At 68.8% G+C, this 19,056-nt stretch carries 15 protein-coding genes; 7 read left to right on the top strand and 8 right to left on the bottom strand.

The window, feature by feature from the left end; genetic code table 11:
- Positions 1–43: 43 nt before the first annotated feature.
- Both pssA and BUF17_RS05175 read left to right on the top strand, forming a co-directional pair.
- Positions 44–907 carry a CDP-diacylglycerol--serine O-phosphatidyltransferase gene (gene pssA / locus BUF17_RS05180; RefSeq protein ID WP_073626315.1) on the top strand — a complete coding sequence of 288 codons (864 nt, stop codon included), beginning with the start codon at positions 44–46 and terminating at the stop codon, positions 905–907.
- 112 nt (positions 908–1,019) lie between these two features.
- A complete protein-coding gene (locus BUF17_RS05175; RefSeq protein ID WP_139282427.1) occupies positions 1,020–1,520 on the top strand; it encodes a hypothetical protein in 501 nt (166 codons plus the stop codon).
- 122 nt (positions 1,521–1,642) lie between these two features.
- Here the strand turns inward: BUF17_RS05175 and BUF17_RS05170 are convergent, their stop codons facing one another.
- The 6 genes from BUF17_RS05170 to BUF17_RS05145 form a co-directional block, all read right to left on the bottom strand.
- Entirely contained in the window at positions 1,643–4,786 is a 3,144-nt protein-coding gene (locus BUF17_RS05170) for an efflux RND transporter permease subunit (protein ID WP_073626312.1), read from the bottom strand.
- Positions 4,787–4,802: 16 nt separating this feature from the next.
- Complete coding sequence (locus BUF17_RS05165; RefSeq protein WP_084564067.1) at positions 4,803–6,056, bottom strand: efflux RND transporter periplasmic adaptor subunit; 1,254 nt, start codon at positions 6,054–6,056, stop codon at positions 4,803–4,805.
- Positions 6,053–6,694 carry a PadR family transcriptional regulator gene (locus BUF17_RS05160; RefSeq protein WP_073626310.1) on the bottom strand — a complete coding sequence of 214 codons (642 nt, stop codon included), beginning with the start codon at positions 6,692–6,694 and terminating at the stop codon, positions 6,053–6,055. Before BUF17_RS05160 ends, BUF17_RS05165 begins: the two co-directional genes overlap by 4 nt.
- A gap of 163 nt (positions 6,695–6,857) precedes the next feature.
- Positions 6,858–8,561: an ABC transporter permease gene (locus BUF17_RS05155; protein WP_210215404.1), complete on the bottom strand. Its 1,704-nt coding sequence runs from the start codon at positions 8,559–8,561 to the stop codon at positions 6,858–6,860.
- Between the two features lie 252 nt (positions 8,562–8,813).
- A complete protein-coding gene (locus tag BUF17_RS05150; protein WP_073626308.1) occupies positions 8,814–9,884 on the bottom strand; it encodes a Fe(3+) ABC transporter substrate-binding protein in 1,071 nt (356 codons plus the stop codon).
- Between the two features lie 201 nt (positions 9,885–10,085).
- Positions 10,086–10,556 (bottom strand): c-type cytochrome, encoded by a 471-nt coding sequence (locus BUF17_RS05145; protein ID WP_244530768.1) that lies wholly within the window; start codon positions 10,554–10,556, stop codon positions 10,086–10,088.
- Positions 10,557–10,929: 373 nt separating this feature from the next.
- On the opposite strand from BUF17_RS05145, the gene hisS reads away from it, so the two are divergent.
- The 4 genes from hisS (at position 10,930) to BUF17_RS05120 (ending at position 16,107) form a co-directional block, all read left to right on the top strand.
- Positions 10,930–12,516, top strand: coding sequence for a histidine--tRNA ligase (gene hisS / locus BUF17_RS05140; RefSeq protein WP_073626306.1), 1,587 nt, complete (start codon positions 10,930–10,932; stop codon positions 12,514–12,516).
- A gap of 8 nt (positions 12,517–12,524) precedes the next feature.
- Positions 12,525–13,694: an ATP phosphoribosyltransferase regulatory subunit gene (locus BUF17_RS05135; protein WP_073626304.1), complete on the top strand. Its 1,170-nt coding sequence runs from the start codon at positions 12,525–12,527 to the stop codon at positions 13,692–13,694.
- The gene (gene hisG, locus BUF17_RS05130; RefSeq protein ID WP_073626302.1) at positions 13,691–14,734 is read left to right on the top strand and encodes an ATP phosphoribosyltransferase; all 1,044 of its coding nucleotides are present in this window, start codon (positions 13,691–13,693) and stop codon (positions 14,732–14,734) included. Before BUF17_RS05135 ends, hisG begins: the two co-directional genes overlap by 4 nt.
- A 302-nt stretch (positions 14,735–15,036) precedes the next feature.
- A complete protein-coding gene (locus BUF17_RS05120) occupies positions 15,037–16,107 on the top strand; it encodes a YopT-type cysteine protease domain-containing protein (protein ID WP_139282425.1) in 1,071 nt (356 codons plus the stop codon).
- 7 nt (positions 16,108–16,114) lie between these two features.
- On the opposite strand, the gene BUF17_RS05115 is transcribed toward BUF17_RS05120, so the two are convergent.
- Together BUF17_RS05115 and BUF17_RS05110 are read right to left on the bottom strand one after the other, a co-directional pair.
- Complete coding sequence (locus tag BUF17_RS05115) at positions 16,115–16,795, bottom strand: DNA-3-methyladenine glycosylase I (RefSeq protein ID WP_084564061.1); 681 nt, start codon at positions 16,793–16,795, stop codon at positions 16,115–16,117.
- Between the two features lie 136 nt (positions 16,796–16,931).
- On the bottom strand, positions 16,932–18,170 hold the full coding sequence (locus BUF17_RS05110) for a benzoate/H(+) symporter BenE family transporter (RefSeq protein WP_073626297.1): 1,239 nt from the start codon (positions 18,168–18,170) through the stop codon (positions 16,932–16,934).
- Positions 18,171–18,327: 157 nt separating this feature from the next.
- Here BUF17_RS05110 and BUF17_RS05105 point away from each other — a divergent pair, with 157 nt between their 5' ends.
- The gene (locus tag BUF17_RS05105; RefSeq protein ID WP_073626295.1) at positions 18,328–19,047 is read left to right on the top strand and encodes a GntR family transcriptional regulator; all 720 of its coding nucleotides are present in this window, start codon (positions 18,328–18,330) and stop codon (positions 19,045–19,047) included.
- The last annotated feature ends 9 nt before the right edge of the window (positions 19,048–19,056 follow it).

Here is a 19,056-nt window from a genome sequence, read left to right as displayed (position 1 = left end):
TCAGCGTTTCAGCACCAGGCAGTCGTATTTGGAGTGTTGAGGCATGATCGACCTGTTTCCCCCGTTCGACCCGGGCCGGCGAGGGATCAGGCGTCGCCACCAGCTGCGCATCCGGCGGCTGCCGATGCGGCTGATCCTGCCGAACCTCGTCACGTTGTTCGCGCTTTGCTCCGGGCTCACCGCCGTGCGCATGGCGCTGGAGAACCGCTACGACCTCGCCATTCTCGCGGTGGTGTTCGCCGCCGTGCTCGACGGGCTCGACGGGCGCGTGGCGCGGATGCTGAAATCCACCTCCCGCTTCGGCGCCGAACTCGATTCCCTGACCGATTTCGTCAATTTCGGCGTCGCGCCCGGCGTACTGCTCTATTGCTGGACACTGCGCGACCTGCATTCCATCGGCTGGATCGTGGTGCTGGTGTTTTCCATCGCCGCCGCACTCCGTCTCGCGCGCTTCAATGTCGCGCTCGACGATGTCGGCCGTCCGGCCTGGCAGGCGAATTTCTTCACCGGCGTGCCGTCGCCGGCGGGCGCGATCTGCGCGCTCTTGCCGATCAATCTCGGACTGCTCGGCGTCATCGAGCCCGGTCGCGAGACGGCGATCGTCGTGGCCTTCTATACGGTTGCGATGGGACTGCTGATGGTGAGCCAGTTGCCGACCTTCTCCGGCAAGAAGCTCGGCAAGCGGGTGCGGCGCGACCTGGTGCTGCCGCTGTTCGTCTGTGTGGTTCTCGTGGGTGCGCTGTTCGTCAGCTATCCGTTCGAGATGTTCACGCTGGGATCGGTGATCTATCTCGCCTTCCTGCCCGCTGGGGCGATCTGGTGGCGCCGCCTCGCCGCCGCCGACGAGGCGTCCCACAAGCCGGCCTCGCCCGAGGAGCAGCCGGCCGCGCCTCCGCCCGCCGCCTGAGGCGGCTTGCCCGCGCCCGCCCGACGGGACCGGTGCCGCGAACCATATCGCCCGCCGCGCGTTGCTTCGGTGTCCTCCCGCGACCGGAGGGCGTGAACGGCGAGGGATGTTCATGGCCGACAGCAACGACAGGCCCCAGGGCAACGAGACGGAAATAGCCGACAGCGACGAGCGTCGGCGCATGATCAACGACGCCGTGTGGGAGAACGAGGCCCAGGCGGCGATCTATTCCATGCAGGGCCCGTTCCGCGTCGAGGAGAACCGCATCGTCGATGCCGCGGGCGTGACGATCGCGACCGCGGTCGATGGCGAGCACGCGACCGTGCTGGCCGCCAGCCACGACATGTTCATGACGCTGAAGTCCATCCGCGACTGGTTCGACAACCGCCACGAGAAGGGCCCCGACCCCGAGACGATGCGGACCAAGCTTCACCACGTCATCGAGACCGTGGAGAAGGCCGCCATCGTCGCGCAGCCGAACCCGCTCGCCTCGCCGCGCGACACCGTCGAAGTCCATCCGGCGCTGGTGACCGAAGGTCACGCCCGGCTCGTCGGCGGCGACGTCACCGAGGAGCAGCCCGGAACCGCCCCGGGGACACCCCGGCCGGATTGAACGCCGCGCATACGCGCCGTGGCGTCGTCGAAGGCATCAAACGTCGAAGGCATGAAAAAGGCCGGCCGGAGAACATCTCCGACCGGCCTTTTTGCTGGCCGCTATGACTGTGCTGGCCGCTCTTATTCCGCCGCGTCGCGGCGATTGACAGAGGCCGGCTGTGGCGCCGGTAGAGGCGCGTGCCCTGCGCTTGCCGCGCCGTCGTCGTCCTCCTTCGGGCCGATGAAGCGTCCGAACATCCACGAGAACAGCCGCGAGACGTCGTCCATCACCGTGTAGAACGACGGCACGAACACGAGCGACAGCAGCGTGCCGATCATCAGGCCGCCGATCACCGCGATCGCCATCGGCGCGCGGAACTCGCCGCCGTCGCCCACGCCCCAGGCGCTCGGCAGCATGCCGGCGATCATGGCGATGGTGGTCATGATGATCGGGCGGGCACGCTTGCGCCCGGCATCGACGATGGCCTCCACGCGCGGCGTGCCGCGCGCGACCGCCTCGATGGCGAAGTCCACCAGCATGATGGCGTTCTTGGTGACGACGCCCATCAGCATCAGGATGCCGATCACCACGGGCATCGAGATCGGGTTCTGCGTGATCAGCAGCGCGCCGATCACGCCGCCGACGGCGAGCGGCAGCGACAACAGGATCGTGATCGGCTGGAACACGCTGCCGAACAGCAGGATGAGCACGCCGAGCACCATCATCAGGCCGGCGCCCATGGCCTGGGCGAAGCCCGTGAACACCTCGCCCATGATCTCGGCGTCGTCGCTGTCCTGCAGGCGCACGCCCTGCGGCAGACCGATTTTCGCGGCGATTTCCTTCACGCGGTCGATGGCCTGGCCGAGCGCGATGCCCTTCGGCAGGTCCGCGCCGATCTGGACGCGCCGCTCTCGGTCGTAGCGGTCGATCGAGGAGGGGCCCTGGCCGAAGCTGACATCGGCGACCGAGGCGAGCGGCAATGGCTCGCCGGCGGCCGATTTCACCGCCATCGCCTGCACCAGCGCGAGGTTCTTGCGCGCATCGGTGTCTAGCTGCACCCGGATCGGGATCAGCCGGTCGCCGGCATTGAACTTGGCGAGGTTCGCGTCCGTGTCGCCGATGGTGGCGACGCGGATCGCGGCGGAGATGTCCTCGGTCGAGACGCCGAACCGTGCCGCCTCGTCGAGACGCGGGCGGATCAGGATTTCCGGCCGTTCCACGCCCGCGGCGGCGGCGACGTTGGTCAGCATCGGGTCGCGGCGCAGCGCCGCCTCGAGCTTGCCCGTGGCCTCGTCGAGCGCCTTCGGATCCTGCGACAGCAGCGACACCGACATTTCCCGCACGCCGCGATCGTTGACGTACCAGGCGCGGATATCGGGAATGTCGGCGAGCCTGCGCGAGATCTCGCCCTCGATGGCCTTCTGCGAGAGGTCGCGGGTCGCCTTGGGGAACAGCTTGACGTAGACCGAGGCCTTGCGGATTTCGAGCTGGCCCGTTGGCGAGGTGCCGCCGAGCACGAACACCTGGTCGACGCCGCCGATGCCCTTGATCGCGTTGACGATGTCGTCGGTCTTCGCCTGGGTTTCCTCCAGCGTGGCGCCGGGCGGAAGCTCGACCGCGATGACGGAGCGGGAGGCGTCCTCGGTCGGGATGAAGCCGGTCGGCAGCAGGCTCGTCGCCCACAGCGAGGCGGCGAACAGCCCGATGCCGGCAAGGAGCGTGACGAAGCGCCAGCGGATCGTCCACGCGAGCATCCGGGTATAGGCGCGCATCAGCCGCCCGTCCTTGTGCTCCACGTGGGCGTGGCTGCGCATCAGGTAGGCGGCCATCATCGGCGTGATGAGACGCGCGACCAGAAGCGAGACCAGCACCGCGACCGCGACCGTCAGGCCGAACTGCTTGAAGTACTGCCCGGCGATGCCGCCCATGAAGCTCACCGGCGCGAACACCGCGACGATGGTCATGGTGATCGCGATCACCGCGAGGCCGATCTCGTCGGCGGCCTCCATGGCGGCGCGATAGGGCGACTTGCCCATGCGCATGTGGCGCACGATGTTCTCGATCTCGACGATGGCGTCATCGACGAGAATGCCCGTCACCAGCGTGATCGCGAGCAGGCTGACGAGATTGAGCGAAAAGCCCATCAGGCTGATCAGCCAGAAGGCCGGTATGATCGAGAGCGGCAGCGCGACGGCGGCGATCAGCGTGGCGCGCCAGTCTCGAAGGAAGATGAACACCACGATGATCGCGAGCACAGCGCCCTCGATCAGGGTCTGCATCGCCGAATGGTAGTTGCCGAAGGTGTAGGCGACGGAATCGTCGATCAGCGTATAGCTGACATCGGGATGTTCGGCCGAAAGCTCCGACAGCGCGGCTTCGACCACGTTGGCGACGTCGACATCGCTCGCGCCCTTGGACCGGTAGACGCTGAACGAGACCACCGGCGTCGTGCCGCCGAGGCGGGCGAAAGAGCGAGGTTCCTGGAAGGCGTCGGAAACGGTGCCGAGCTCGGACAGCCGCACGCTGCGTCCGTCCGGCAGGTTGATCATCGTCTTGCCGAGATCCTCCACCGTGCGCGCGCCAGCGAGGGTGCGGACCGACTGCTCCTGTCCGCCGACTTCGGCGCGGCCGCCGGCAAGGTCCACGTTGGTGGCGCGCAGCCGCGCGGAGATCTCGCCCGCGGTCACGCCGAGCGCCATCAGCCGGTCGGGATCGATCGAGACCCGCACCTCCCGCTCCACGCCGCCGACACGCTCGACGCGCCCGACGCCGGGCAGGCCCTGGAGCTTGCGCTTGACGACGTCGTCCACGAACCACGACAGCTGCTCCAGCGTCATGCCGGGCGCAGTGGCCGCGAAGGTCTGGATCGCCTGTCCCTCGACGTCGATGGTCTGCACCAGCGGCTCGTCGATGTCGCGCGGCAGTTCCATGCGGATCTTGGTGACGGCGTCCTTGGTGTCGTTGAGCGCGCGGATCGGGTCGATTTCCAGGCGGAACTCGATGGTCGTCTGCGACTGGCCGTCCGTCACCGTGGAGGTCACGTGCTTGACGCCGTTCAGGCCGGCCACAGCGTCCTCGACCTTGCGGGTGACCTGGGTTTCAAGCTCGGACGGGGCGGCACCGGCCTGGGTGATCGTGATCGCGACCACCGGAACGTCGATGTTCGGGAACCGCGTCACCGGCAGCGTCTGGAAGGAGAAGATGCCGAGCAGCATCAGCACCGCGAACAGAACGATCGACGGGACCGGCTTGCGGATCGACCAGGCGGAGACGTTGATGGCCATGGTTGGGGTCCGTCGCTCAGTTGCTCGGGGCGGGCATCGGCGTCACGTGGTCGCCGTTGCGCAGGAACGTGCCGGAGATGGAGACGAGCTGTTCGCCAGGCTGGAGGCCGGAATCGATTTCCGCCTTCCCGTCCGAGACGAGCCCGATGTCCACCGGGCGGGTTTCGACGACGCCGTCCTTCACCACCTGCACCTTGGGGCCCGACGGCGTGTAGAGCACCGCCGACAGCGGCACGATCACGCCGTCGCGCCGGTCCGTCTCGATGTCGGCACGGGCGAAGGCCCCGACCTTCAGGGCCGGATCGTCGGGAATGTCGATGCGCACCTGGCCGAGCCGGCTGCGGTCGTTCACCTCCGGCGAGATCAGCCGCACGTGGCCTTCCAGCGGCTTCTCGAAGCCGGCGACCAGCACACTCGCCCGGTCGCCGACCTTGAGCTTGGTGATCACGGTTTCCGCGACATCCGCCGCAAGCTCGATGTCGCTGTTTTCCATGATGAGGAACAGCGGGCCTGCGGAGGCCGAGACGACGCGGCCGACGGTGATGTCGCGGCGGCTGACGGTGCCGTCGGCGGTCGCCTTGATCTCGGTGCGGGCGAGGCGGATGCGGGCGTCGAGCAACTGGGCTTCGGCGAGCGCCTTGTCGGCCCGGGCCGCGCCAAGGGCCTCCTCCGCCGCGCCGAGGCGGGCGGCGGCGACGTCGACGTCGGATTTCCGCTGGTCGAAGGCCTCCTTCGAAGCGACGCCGGACTTCGCGAGCTGGCTGGTCCGGTCGAACACGCGCTTGGCCTGGTCGAGCGTCGCCTTCGCCTCGGTCACCTGGCTTTCCGCCTGAGCGATCGCGGCGGCGGCACGGGCGACCTGGGCCGTGGTCTGGGCGATGGATGCCTTGGTGGTGTCCTGGGAAAGCCGGGCGAGCACCTGGCCGGTGCGCACCCTGTCTCCGGCCTCGACCAGCACCTCGGTGACGGCGAGCCCGTCGACCTCGGCCGTGACCTGCACCTCCTCGCGCGCGCGCAGGCTGCCGGTCACCACCACATGTTCCACCAGGGTGCCCGCGACGGCCGGCACGACCGTGATGGAAGGCGGCTTCGGCTCGACAGAAGCGGCGGAAGGATGATCGGCCGCGGTGCCTTCGGCCGCGCCGGCCTGCGCGGTCATCGTCGCGGCGGAGGCGATGAAGCCGGCCGCGAACAGCGCCACGGCCGTCGCGGCACCCCTGGGGCGCCGGGCAGACTTCGCGGGAAGGATTGCTGTGGCGTCGGCCTTCATCGTGACTGAACCTCGGAGAGAACGGGAGAAACCGGTGGGGCGGCCTCGATGGCGCCGGGAGCGGAAGCGGCTGCCATCACGTCGACGTCATGGCAGTCCGCCGGAAGTGCGGAGCGTCCAGTGCCGGACGCGGCGACGAGCGCTTGCCTGTGGGTGCGCAGATAATCGAGCGCTGCCGTCTTGCAGGCGATGCCGTAGTTGACGGCCCATTGCGCGGGCGGGCTCTTGCCCTTGAGCGCCAGCGACGACAGATGGGCGATTTCCTCATCGAGCTGCGCGCAGCGCCGGTCGAGCGCGGCGGCGACGACATCGGGCGGCAGCGCCTCGGCGCAGATCGCGACCAGCAGGAATTCGGAGCGGTAGGTGTCCGGCGCCATCGGCGCGGAGAGCGCGGCCAGCAGTTCGGCCCGCCCGCTTTCGGTGATGGAATAGACCTTGCGCGGCGGCTTTCCCGGCTGCGGCTCGATCCGGGCCGTCACCAGACCCTCCGTCTCCATGCGCGCCAGCGCCGGATAGATCGCCCCGAAGCTCGCGTCGATGAAATGGCTCAAGCTGCCCTCGGCGGACAGCTTGCGGATTTCATAGCCGGTGGCGTCCTTGAAATGCAGGATCGCGAGGCAGACGGTGCGAACGTTCATGCGGCGCGCAATCTCCTGAAGGGACGATGGCCGAAGCCCCAGCCCGTTAGTCGCCATATATCGGTCAAGCATATGCCCGTCGGATATAAAGCCCATTGCTGCAATGCGCAATGGCCGGTTGTACGATTCGATGCGCGCGATGGATCGCCGGACGCGACGCGCTTCAGGCCGCCGGCTTGCCGGACAGCCGGGCGAGGACAAGGACGGGCAGGAGCCCGAACAGCACGATGGCGAGCGCGGCGACGGCGCCGTCCTCGTAGCTTCCGCGTGCGGCCTCGCCGTAGAGATGCGTCGCCAGGGTCTCGAAATTGAGCGGGCGCAGCAGCAGCGTCGCCGGCAGCTCCTTCATGCAGTCGACGAACACGAGCAGGGCGGCGGCGCCGGTCGCCGGCCGCAGCAGCGGCAGGTGAATGCGGGCGAGCGTGCCGCCGGCCGTCCGTCCGAGCGTGCGGGCGGCATGGTCGAACGAGGCGGGAATCTTGGCGTAGCCGGCATCGATGCCGCCGGTCGAGACCGCGAGGAAGCGGGCGACGCAGGCATAGACCACCGCGGCGGCCGAGCCCGACACGATCAGGCCGGGATCGACGCCGCCGACGAGCGACGCCCCGGCGCCGATCAGGTGGTCGAGGCCCGCGAGCGATATCATCAGCCCGATGGCGAGCACGGTGCCCGGCACCGCGTAGCCGAGGCTCGCGGCTCGGATCATGAAGTCGGTCGCCAGGTTGCGCCGGGCGGCGAGCCGCGAAAGGCGCGCGGCGTGGGCGACGACGAGGCCGAGCACGACGGTCAGCACGGTCGCCGCCGCTGCGACGCCGAAGGTCGTGAGCGTTTCGCGCATCAGGTCCGGACCGAAGCCCGCGAAGCGCAGCCGCTTGATCGCTTCGGAAAGGAGATAGGCCGCCGGCGCGGCGAAGCCGATCGCGACGGGAAGGGCGCACGCCGCGAATGCCGCCGCGCCCTTCAGGCCGCGCAGACGGACCGGGGCGATGGCGCGCGCACGCTGGCCGGGGCCGGCGTGGCGCTGCCGCCGCCGAGCCCAGCGCTCGATACCGACGAGCAGCACGACCACGGCCAGCGCGGCGAGCGCGATCTGCGCGGCGCCCGGCAGGTTCGAGCGGTTGACCCAGGTGGCATAGATCGAGACCGTCAGCGTCTGCACCCCGAGGAATTCCGAGGCGCCGATGTCGTTCATCGTCTCCATCAGCGCGAGGCTGGTGCCGACCGCGACGGCCGGGCGCGCCTGCGGCAGGGCGATCCGGAAGAACGCGGCCACCGGGCCGCAGCCGAGCGTCCGTGCGGCCTCGATCAGGCTCGCCGCCTGCATGGCGAACATCGCCCGCGCGGTGAGATAGACATAGGGGTAGAGCACGAAGCCGATGACGAAGATGCAGCCGCCGAGCGAGCGGAGCTCCGGCAGGCGGAAGCCGCGCATGGTCTCCCGGCCGAACACCGCCTTCAGCGCCGCCTGTACCGGCCCGATCGGATGCAGGATGTCGAGATAGGCGAACGCGACGATATAGGTCGGCACGGCCAGCGGCAGCAGCAGCGCCCAAGACAGCACGCGCCGGCCGCGGAAGTCGTAGGCGGTGACCAGCCAGGCCGTGCCGGTGCCGATCACCACCGAGATCGCGCCGACGCCGGCGAGAAGCAGCACCGTGTCTGTCAGCGCCTGCGGCAGTACATAGGCGACGAGATGCGGCCAGAGATCGCCCGAGCCTTCGAGGGCGGTGAGCACCAGCGACAGGATCGGCGCGAGAACGGCGAGCGCCACGAGCGCGGCGCCGGCGAACCAGAACGCCCCCGGCCGCGCACGGCGAACCGGCTTCCTGTCCGCGGGGGCGGGCGGGGCGGCGGCGGTCATCGGCATCGCGGCGTCGGAGGGCGGCACGGTGTCTGGCGTTCCGTCTGTTGCGAAAACGAAGGCAGGTGCCGGCGGCAACGTCTGCCGCCGGCACCTCTGTCATCTGCGTACGTCCATCGGCCCGCTGGGGCCGGCCGTCGCGCTCAGAGCGCTTTCCGATCGGATGGGCTCATCCGATCGACAAGAAATCGCTCCGGATTCAAAAGCTTGAGCATATCCTCGTCGTTCAGATCGGCTCAATCTGAACGGGATATGCTCTCAGCTGTCGAAGCCGACTTCGTCGACGAGCTCGCTCGCGCGCTTGCGGTACTTGGAGATCTCGGCGAGCTGGGCGGGGTCGATCTTGAGGTCCCCGAAGCTCGCCACGATCGCGTCCGGCTTCACACCCGGCCGCACCGGATATTCGAAGTTGGCGTTGGCATAGATCGACTGGGCTTCCGGCGAAACCAGGTATTCCAGGAGCTTCACGGCGTTGTCGCGGTTCGGCGCGTGCTTTGCGACCGCCGCGCCGGAGATGTTCACCTGGGTTCCGCCGCCCTCGAAGGTCGGCAGCACCACGTTGATGGCCTCGCCCCACTTCTCCTGGTCCGGGCCGCCGGCGCCGCTGCGCATCAGGCCGACATAGTAGGAGTTGGCGAGGCCGAGATCGCAGATGTCGCCGAGGATGTCGCGGGCGACGTCACGGTCGCCGCCGGCGGCCTTGCGGGCGAGATTCGCCTTCACGCCCTCGAGCCAGGTGCGGGTCTTCTCCTCGCCGTCCTTGGCGATCATCGTGGCGATCAGCGCGGTGTTGTAGGGGTGCTTGCCGGAGCGGATGCAGACCTTGCCCTTCCATTTCGTGTCGGCCAGCTCCTCGTAGTGGAAGCTCGTCAGATCGCCGAGCCGCTCCTTCGAGGCGTAGAGCACGCGGGCGCGCAGCGACAGCGCGAACCAGTTGCCGTTCGGATCGCGCAGGTTCGCCGGAATCGCCTCGTCCAGCGCCGCCGAGGTCACCGGCTGCGTCACGCCCTTGTCGAGCAGGTCGGTGAGGTTGCCGAAATCGACGGTCATCAGCACGTCGGCGGGCGACTTGTCGCCCTCGGTGGCGACGCGCTCGGGCAGGCCTTCCTTCACGAACACCGTGTTGACGGCGATGCCGGTCGACTTGGTGAAGGCCTCCAGCAGCGGCTTGATCAGGCCCGGTTCGCGGGTCGTGTAGAGATTGACCTCGGACGACTGTGCGCTGGCTTGCTCCGGCGCAAGGCCCATCGCGGAGGTCGCGATCAGGCCGCCGGCCACGGCGAGCGCCGTGCCGCGGACGAGCCGGTGGAGCAGGTGTGCGGTCTTCATGAAGGTCTCCATCGTCGCTGATGCCAGGGGCGGCGGCGGAACCACGCGGCACGAGTGCGCCCGCACAGTTCCGATGCGACTGCTAGAGACATGTTTGTCGATAATCAACAAATCACTTAAATGTATTGAACAGTTCTATTTTTAATCTGGAATTATTATAATTTAAATTTTTGAAATCGTTCGATGCGGGAAATCACACCTTCAAGGTGTTTTTCTGTTCCCGCCCTTATCGAATTGTTCGAGATAGGACAGCAGATTGGCGAAATCCTGCTCCTTCTTGATTCCGGGGAAGATCATTTTGGTGGTCGGGATCATCTTCTTCGGCCCCTGCAGCCATTCCTGCAGGTGCGCCTGGTCCCACGTGAAGTCCGCCTCCGAGAGGCCGGTGGAAAAGGCATAGCCCTCCAGTTTGCCGGCGGGCCGGCCGACGACGCCGTTCAGCTCCGGACCCACCGCGTTCGCGGCGCCCTCACCGATCTGGTGGCACGCCTTGCAGCGATTGTAGACCTTTTCCCCCGCTGCCGGATCGCCGGCGAGGGGCGCCGCCGTCTCCACCGCCGGGGCGGCGGGTGGGGCCTCCTGTGCCGATGCCGGCAAGGCCGTCGACAGCGCCATTGCCGCCGGCAGGGCCATTGCCGCCGCCATCATCACGCCCATGATCACGCCACGCATGTCGAACCTCTCGGCGCCCGCCGCGCCGTCTGCCGTTTCGGGGAGATCGCCGCGACGCCAGGCGGTGACCCGCCGACGCCCGCCCGATGCCACATCCGGTTTGCCGGGAACGCCGTCTCCGGGCCGGGAGGGGCCGGGCTGACAGCGAAGCTGGAACCTCTCTTATCACCGCCGGTTCCGCCGGAAAACGCGACACCGTGGGCGTCGCCGCCGTTCGCGGCCCCGGTCGTGCGGGCTCAGCAGCCGTTGCGATGCAGCGCAAAACTTGCCCGGCCCGGCCGTTTCGTCTACCACCTCGCCGCAGAATACGGACGGTGCCGACACCCGGCGCCGATCGAGGCCGACCCGGCTTCCCGCTTCACGGACCATCGCCATGGCGAACACCAAGCCGGCAGCCAACGCTGCGGATTCAACCGGCGGCAACGCCCGACAGAACGCCCGGGAAAAGGCGCCGGCCCGGCCGAAGCCGCGCCTGCCGCGTGGGCTCGTCGATCGCGGCCCCGCCGAACTCGCCGCCACCGATGCCCTGATCTCGGCGATCCGCGCGTCCTACGAACTCTATGGCTTCGAGCCGGTGGAAACGCCGCTGATCGAATATGCCGACTGCCTCGGCAAGTTCCTGCCCGATCAGGACCGGCCGAACGAGGGCGTGTTCGCCTTTAAGGACGACGACGAGGACTGGCTGGCGCTGCGCTACGACCTGACGGCGCCGCTCGCCCGCTATGTCGCGGAGAACTACGACCGTCTCGCCAAGCCCTATCGCTCCTATCGGGTCGGCTGGGTGTTCCGCAACGAGAAGCCCGGGCCGGGCCGCTTCCGCCAGTTCATGCAGTTCGATGCCGACACCGTCGGCACCGCGTCCGTCGCCGCGGATGCCGAGATGTGCATGATGGCGGCCGATACGCTTGAGAAGCTCGGCATTCCCCGCGGCGACTATGTGGTCAAGGTCAACAACCGCAAGGTTCTCGACGGCGTGATGGAAGCCGCCGGTCTCGCAGGCGAGGCGGATGCCGGCCGCCGCCTGACCGTGCTGCGTGCCATCGACAAGCTCGACAAGATCGGACCGGAGGGCGTGCGCGACCTCCTCGGCGAGGGCCGCCTCGACCCCAGTGGCGATTTCACCAAGGGCGCCGGGCTCGGCCCGGAGGCGACCGAGCGGCTGCTCGGCTTCGTCGCCGCCGGTACCGACGATGCCGGCACGACGTGCGCCAACCTCGCCGCCCTCGTCGAAGGCAGCGCGCGCGGGGCGGAAGGCGTGGCGGAACTCGCCGAGATCGCCCGTCACCTCGCCGCCGCCGGCTACGGGCCGGAACGGGTGCGGATCGACCCCTCCGTGGTGCGCGGCCTGGAATATTATACCGGCCCCGTGTTCGAGGCCGAACTGACCTTCACCGTGACGGGCGACGACGGCAAGCCGGTGCGCTTCGGCTCCGTCGGCGGCGGCGGGCGCTATGACGGCCTCGTCGGCCGCTTCCGTGCCGAGAACGTGCCGGCGACCGGGTTCTCGGTCGGCGTCTCGCGCCTCTCCGCCGCGCTCGCGGCGCGCCGCCCGGCGGCGGCGCAGACCGGAACCGGTCCCGTGGTGGTGCTGGTGCTCGACCGCGATGCCGAGGCGTTCGCGGGCTACCAGCGCATGGTGCAGGACCTGCGCACCGCCGGCATCCGCGCCGAACTCTATCTCGGCACCGCCGGCCTCAAGGCGCAGATGAAATATGCCGACCGGCGCGATGCGCCATGCGTCGTCATCCAGGGTTCCAACGAGCGCGAGGCCGGCACCGTCGAGATCAAGGATCTCGTCGAGGGTGCGCGGCTTGCCGCCGGCATCGCCGACCACGACTCCTGGCGCGAGGCGCGCCCCGCCCAGTTCACCGTGCCCGCGGTCGGCCTCGTCTCGGCCGTCGCCGACCTTCTCGCCCGTCAGGCGGCCGACCGGGCCGCCGTCGCCGGCGCCAGCGCCTGAGGATCGCGATGACCCCGTTCGAACCGGCGCTCGCACCGGCCCCTGCCGTCGCCGACCGGCTGGAGGCGCTGAAGGCGCTGCTGACCTCCGCCGGCAGCCGGCTCGTCGAGCCGGCCGTGCTGCAGCCGGCCGAGATGTTTCTCGACCTCGCCGGCGAGGATCTGCGCCGCCGCATGTTCCTGACCACCGGGCTCGCCGGCGAGGAATTATGCCTGCGGCCCGACTTCACCATTCCCGTCTGCCGGATGCACCTCGACGGCGGCGCGCCCGAGCGCCGCGCCGGCTATGCCTATCTCGGGCCCATCTTCCGCCAGCGCGCCAGCGGCCCGGCGGAGAGCCTGCAGGCCGGCGTCGAGCGCCTCGGCGAGACCGACCGCGAGGCGGCGGATGCCGACGTCCTGGCGCTCGCGCTCGAAGCCACGCGGCTGCTCGGCATCGCCGAGCCGGAGGTGCGCATCGGCGACGAGGCCCTGTTCGCGGCGGTGGTGGAAGCCCTGCCGCTGCCGGTGGCATGGCGGCGCCGGCTGACGGCCGCGTTCGGCGACACACCCCGGGTACTCGCCGCGCTCGACCGGCTCGACGGCGGCGGCAGCGACGAGGCGCCGGTGGCCGGCGCGCTCGCGGAGGCCGACCCGGATACCGCGCGCGCGCTCGTCGAGAACATGCTGTCGGTCGCGGGCCTCACGCCCGTCGGCGGGCGGTCGCCGGCCGAGATCGCCGATCGCCTGATCGAGCAGGCGACGCTGGCGGCCGGTGCCCGGCTCGCGCCGGAAGCGGCGGCGGTGCTGCGGCGCTATCTTGCCATCACGGCGTCCGCCGATGCGGTGCCGGAGCGCCTCGGCGCCTTCGCGGCCGAGGTCGGCATCAACCTCGCCCCCGCCATCGAGAGCTTCGCGCGCCGCAGCGCGCTTGCCGCCGAGCGCGGCGTCGATCCCGCCCGGCTGGTGTTCGCGGCGGAGTTCGGCCGCCGGCTCGATTACTACACCGGCTTCATGTTCGAGATTCACGACGGCCGGTCCGTCAACCGCCCGCGTCTCAACAGTCAGGCCGTCGGTGGCGGACGCTACGACCGTCTGTTGCGCCTGATGGGCGCGCCGGACCCGGTGCCGGCGGTCGGCTTCTCCATCTGGCTCGACCGCATCGCCACGCCGTCCGCGGCAGAGGGAACCGTCCGATGAACGCGCTCGAGGCCGATGCGCCGCTGATCATCGCCATCCCCTCCAAGGGGCGGCTGCAGGAAAACACCCAGGCCTTCTTCGCCCGGGCGGGCCTGCCGTTCGTGCAGGCGGGCGGGGCGCGCGGCTATCGCGCCCGCATCGCCGGCATCGCCGATGCCGAGATCGCCTTCCTCTCCGCCTCCGAAATCGCCAGCGAGATCGCCGGCGGCACCGTCCACCTCGGCATCACCGGGCTCGATCTCGTCCACGAGACCATCCCCGATCCCTCCGCGCGCGAGCGGCTGGTCCACGCCGTGCTGCCGCTCGGCTTCGGCCATGCCGATGTCGTGGTCGCGGTGCCGAAGGCGTGGATCGACGTGCGCTCCATGGCCGATCTCGCCGACGTCGCCACCGATTTCCGCGCCCGTCACGGCCGCTGGATGCGCGTCGCCACCAAGTACATCCACCTCGCGCGCAGCCACTTCGCCGCCCACGACATCGCCGATTATCGCATCGTCGAAAGCCTCGGCGCGACCGAGGGCGCGCCTGCCGCCGGCTCGGCCGAACTCGTGATCGACATCACCACCACCGGCTCGACGCTGTCGGCGAACGCGCTGAAGGTGATCGACGACGGCGTGATCCTGAAGTCCGAGGCGCACCTGATCGCGAGCCGCCGCGCGCTCTGGACCGCTCCGCAGCGTGCCGCCGCCGCCGCCATTCTCGACCGCATCGCCGCGGAAGCCCGCGCCCGTGCAGTTCGCGAGATCCGCACGCGCATCGCCGATGCGCCGCGCGTGGCCGCCGAGGCGGCGCGGGCCTTCGGCTGCACCACGCCCCAAACCCCGGCGTCCCAGACCTTGGCGTCCCCGACCTCGGTGTCTCATCCTTCGACCGAGGCCTCTGGCGACGAACTGGTGCTGCACTGTCCGTCCGGCCGCATCTACGACTGCGCCTCGTGGCTCAAGGCCCGCGGCGCCGCAACCGTCGCGGTGTTCGCGCCCGTCGGCGTGTTCGAGCCGGAAAACCCGCTCGTCGACAAACTGATGGCCGCCCTCGGCTGAGAGGTTGCCGGGGGAGCGGACCCGTGCGGGTCGCTTTTTCGACCAACCTGCCTGCCGACGGCAGTCGTCCGCCTGTGGCATCGCTCTCTTCCCGAGGGCGGTACGCGAGCGTTCGAACCTCCGGGGTGTCGCTGGCGTCCCCCATTCGTGCCCCGGACATCGCGGCCGCTGTCCGAGCATCGGGAGTTTGCGATTAATTTCTTTCGTTTTATTTCGTATACATTAGCCTTATTTGGATCGATAGTCGTATTTCCGCGCGCTTATTGCAGAGCCATGGTCTGTATTGAAGGCGGAATGGACGTATGATCGAAGAAATGAGACCTTATTGTGTTGCGGAATACGAGCAGGGGGCGCAGTTGGCGCGTCTCGCCAACCACAGGCTCGTCCAATACTGGGCGCCTAAATTGCAATCGGCGTCTCGGGTATTAACGGGTCTGACGGCTCGCAAACGCGCCCTGCAAGGCGAGCGAGATGCCCTCGCGGGCATGAAGGAAAATCTGGAGAATCGCGGAAAGAGACTCGGGCTGAACAAGGACGATATTCATAAAGATCTTTACGGACACTTCATCGATAAGGCCGACCGTGAGATTGCTGCACTGAAGCCGCAAATAAAAGAGGCGGGCGAACATCAGGCGACCACCTTGCAGGGCCGTCAAGAAAAGTACGATTTCGAACGCGGGATCTGCTTCGGCCTTTGCTGCAAGTGGATCGAGACTCACACCCACGATCCCAAATGGCAGAACGACGTTCGCAATGCGCGGGCGAAGCAACGAATACGAAATCTGCACGTCCATGGTCTGAGGGGCGAGGACGACGTCGTCGGCGCGGATCAGGTCTATTCAAGCATTCTCGGCTTCTTCCAGGCTCTCAACACGCAGCGGTCCTACTATATCGCGGAGGTCGATGAGAGTCGTGATAAGGCGGGTCATTTCCATCAGAAGAGTCATCCGGAGATCTTCAACCTCGGCCTCCGGAAGCACGGCTTCGCCATTGACGAAACGGAGATCGCGCGGAAGACCGATCCGAAAACACGGGATCTGCTCTTCACGACGAACAGTTCCTCCAAAACCCTCGTCGGCGAGCTGACGCAGCGGCCGGGGTACCGGTTGATCATCCTGCGCTACCCCGATCCGACGTCAACGTCGCAGCGGGAGATGTTCCATGCCACCTGCTGCTATCACACCGACGGTTACATGTTCGGAATCGGGTCGCACCACTGCTTCTTCGATCCCAATCTCGGCGAGTTCTGGATTCCGTGGGGCGACGTGTCGAAGTTCTATCGTCTCGTCTATCAGGACTATGCCAGTCGATACCGCAACATCTCCGGCTACGTGACGTTCCCGGTGGCGCGGGTTTCCGCGCCGCAGGCTTAAAGCGGCTTCAAGCCGGCCTGACAAACGCCCGCCGCGCGGCTTCCGCTTCGGCACGGCAGGAACAGCCCTCGATGTGATCGTTCACCATGCCGACCGCCTGCATGAACGCGTGCATGGTGGTCGGGCCGACGAAGGTCCAGCCGCGGGCCTTCAGGGCCTTCGACAATGCCGTCGACTGGGCGGTGAAGGTGATCGGCATCAGCGAGGCCTTGTCGAAGCGGGCGGGCCGGTCTTCCGCCTTCGGTTCGAACCGCCACAGGAAGGCGGCGAGCGAGCCCGCTTCCTCGATCAGCGCCAGCGCGCGGCGGGCGTTGTTGATGGTGGAGAGGATCTTGGCGCGATGGCGCACGATGCCGGCATCCGCCAGCAGCCGCTCGACGTCCGCGTCGCCGAAGGCCGCCACCGCGGCCGGCTCGAAATTGGCGAAGCCGGCGCGGAACGACTCCCGTTTGCGCAGGATCGTCAGCCACGACAGCCCGGCCTGGAAGCCCTCCAGGCACAGCTTCTCGAACAGGTAGCGGTCATCCGCCGTCGGCCGGCCCCATTCCCGGTCGTGATAGGCTTCGTAGAGCGGATCGCCCTCGCACCAGAAGCAGCGCACGGCGCCCGTTCCGTCCTGGTAGAGGCCGGGCGCGAGCGTCTGTGCCGTGGCGGCGGAAAGGGGCGCGTCGGTCGTTGCCTCGGCCATCGGGTGTCCTCGTCTGTGCTCGGTCTCTCGCCCGCCATGGGCGGGCGGCGTCAAGGTCGCACGATTCCCTGACGAGATCAAACCAAGAACATTCGCTGTGCCCGGATGGGGGCGAGGCGTCGCCATCGCCTCCGCTTCAGCCGTGCCTGCGCTTGAGCCGCCCGTGCAGCATCAGCACCGCGATGCCGCCGGCCAGTCCCCAGAACGCGGGGCCGATGCCGGCGATGGAAAGGCCGGACGCGGTGAACAGGAAGGTCACCAGCGCCGCCGGCCGGTCGGCCTCGTCCTTGAGGCCGGCGAGCATCGCCGAGCCGAACGAGCCGATCAGCGCCAGCCCCGCCACCACCTGGATCAGCAGCGGCGGCGAGCCGCCGAACCCCGTCGCGGCCACGAACGCCAGCAGGCCGAGGCCGAAATAGCAGACGCCCGCGATCGCGGCAGCGATGTAGCGGCGCGCAGGGTCGGCGGCGGCATCCGGCCCCGCGGAGATCGCGGCGGTGATGGCGGCGAGGTTGATCGTCATGCCGCCGAACGGCGCGATCAGGATGGAGGCGAGCCCCGTCCCGCGGAACAGCGGGCCGGCTTCCGGCCGGTAGCCGAAGGCGGAAAGCACGGCGAGCCCGGGGATGTTCTGCGAGGCCATGGTGACGAGGAACAGCGGGATGGCGATGCCGATCAGGGCCTCGGGCGTGAACACCGGCATCACCAGCGCGGGGCGGGGCAGGGCGAGCGCCGCCGGATCGAAGCCCGCGCCGCCGTGGCCCGTCAACGAGCCGGCGAACAGCAGCACGAGTGCCGCCACCAGCGCCGCCGGCACCGCATAGAGCCGGGCGAACCGGCCGACCACGATGAACACGCCGATCACGGCGAGCGCCAGCCCCGGCTCGATCGCGACCGCGGCGAACGGCGCGAGGCAGAGCTTCAGCAGCACGCCCGCCAGCATCGCGTTCGCGATCGAGGGCGGGATGGCGGCGGCGAGCCGGCCGAGCGGCTTCCACATGCCGGCGATCACGATGATCGCGCCCGTGGCGATGAAGGCGCCGACGGCAGCCGGAAACCCGCCCGCGACCATGCCGGTGCTGGCGAACAGCGCCGCGCCGGGGGTGGACCACGCCACGCTGACCGGCATCTTCAGGCGCAGCGAGAACACGAGGCCGAGCACCGCCATCGCGAAGCACATCATCATCAGCCCGGATGCCGCTTCGGCCGGCGTCGCGCCGACCGCCGCGAGCCCCTGGATCACCACGGCGAAGGTCGAGCCGAAGCCGACCAGCGCCGTGAGGATGCCCGCGGTCGCCGGCTGCAGCAGGCTGAACGATGGCGCCGGTTCCGGCCCGGCGGGGCTCGCGGGTTGGGCCTGCGGGTTCTGGGCCATCGGCGGGACCTTTGTCGGGCGGACCGTGGCCGGCCCCGTGTACGGGCGCCGGACGATCGAGGGAGAGATATCCGAGATGGATAGGATGGATTCTCTATCCAATCAACGATTTTTGGATATAAACTCGTCCCATCCTGGTGCGGAGGCCGGAACAGCAATGGTGTCGAACGCAGAGCGGCTTTCCGTCCTGATCGCCGAGGGCCGGCCGGAATTCCGCACCGCCACCGCCTTCGTGGAGGCGACGTTGCGCCGGGCGATCCTCTCCGGCGTGCTGGAGGGCGGCACCGCGCTTCGCCAGGATGAGCTTGCCGAGCGCTTCGGCGTCAGCCGGATGCCGGTGCGCGATGCGCTGAAGCTTCTGGAGGCGCAGGCGCTCGTCACGGTCCTGCCGAATCGCGGCGCCGTGGTCACCGAACTGAACGCGGCCGACGCGGCCGATATCATGGGCCTGCGCCGGGTGCTCGAACCGGCCGCGCTAGAGCTTTCGATTCCGCACCTCACCGCCGCCGATCTCGCGCGCGCCGCCGAGGCGATCGCCGACATGGATGCCGAGACCGATCCCGGCCGCATGGGCGAGCTCAACCGCCGATTCCACATGAGCCTCTATGCCCGGGCGGGCCGGCCGCGGCTGCTCGCCCTGATCGAGGCGCGCTTCGCCGAAAGCGACCCTGTGCTGCGGTTCCACCTCGCCGCGCTCGGCGGCGCGGAAATGGGGCAGGATGCCCATCGCGCCATCCTTGCCGCTGCTGCGCGCGGGGAGGTAGAGGCCGCGTGCACGCTGCTTTCCGCCCACATCGGCGATGCCGCGGTGCGGCTCGTGACCTTCCTTGATGAACGCGGTCCGCGGCCCAGCGGCGACGAGGCGCACCCGGCCTGAGCGCCAGCC

This window comes from Pseudoxanthobacter soli DSM 19599 (assembly GCF_900148505.1).
Lineage (GTDB): Bacteria > Pseudomonadota > Alphaproteobacteria > Rhizobiales > Segnochrobactraceae > Pseudoxanthobacter > Pseudoxanthobacter soli.
Note: the sequence above shows the minus strand (reverse complement) of the source record. Positions and strands in the feature narration are given on the sequence as shown.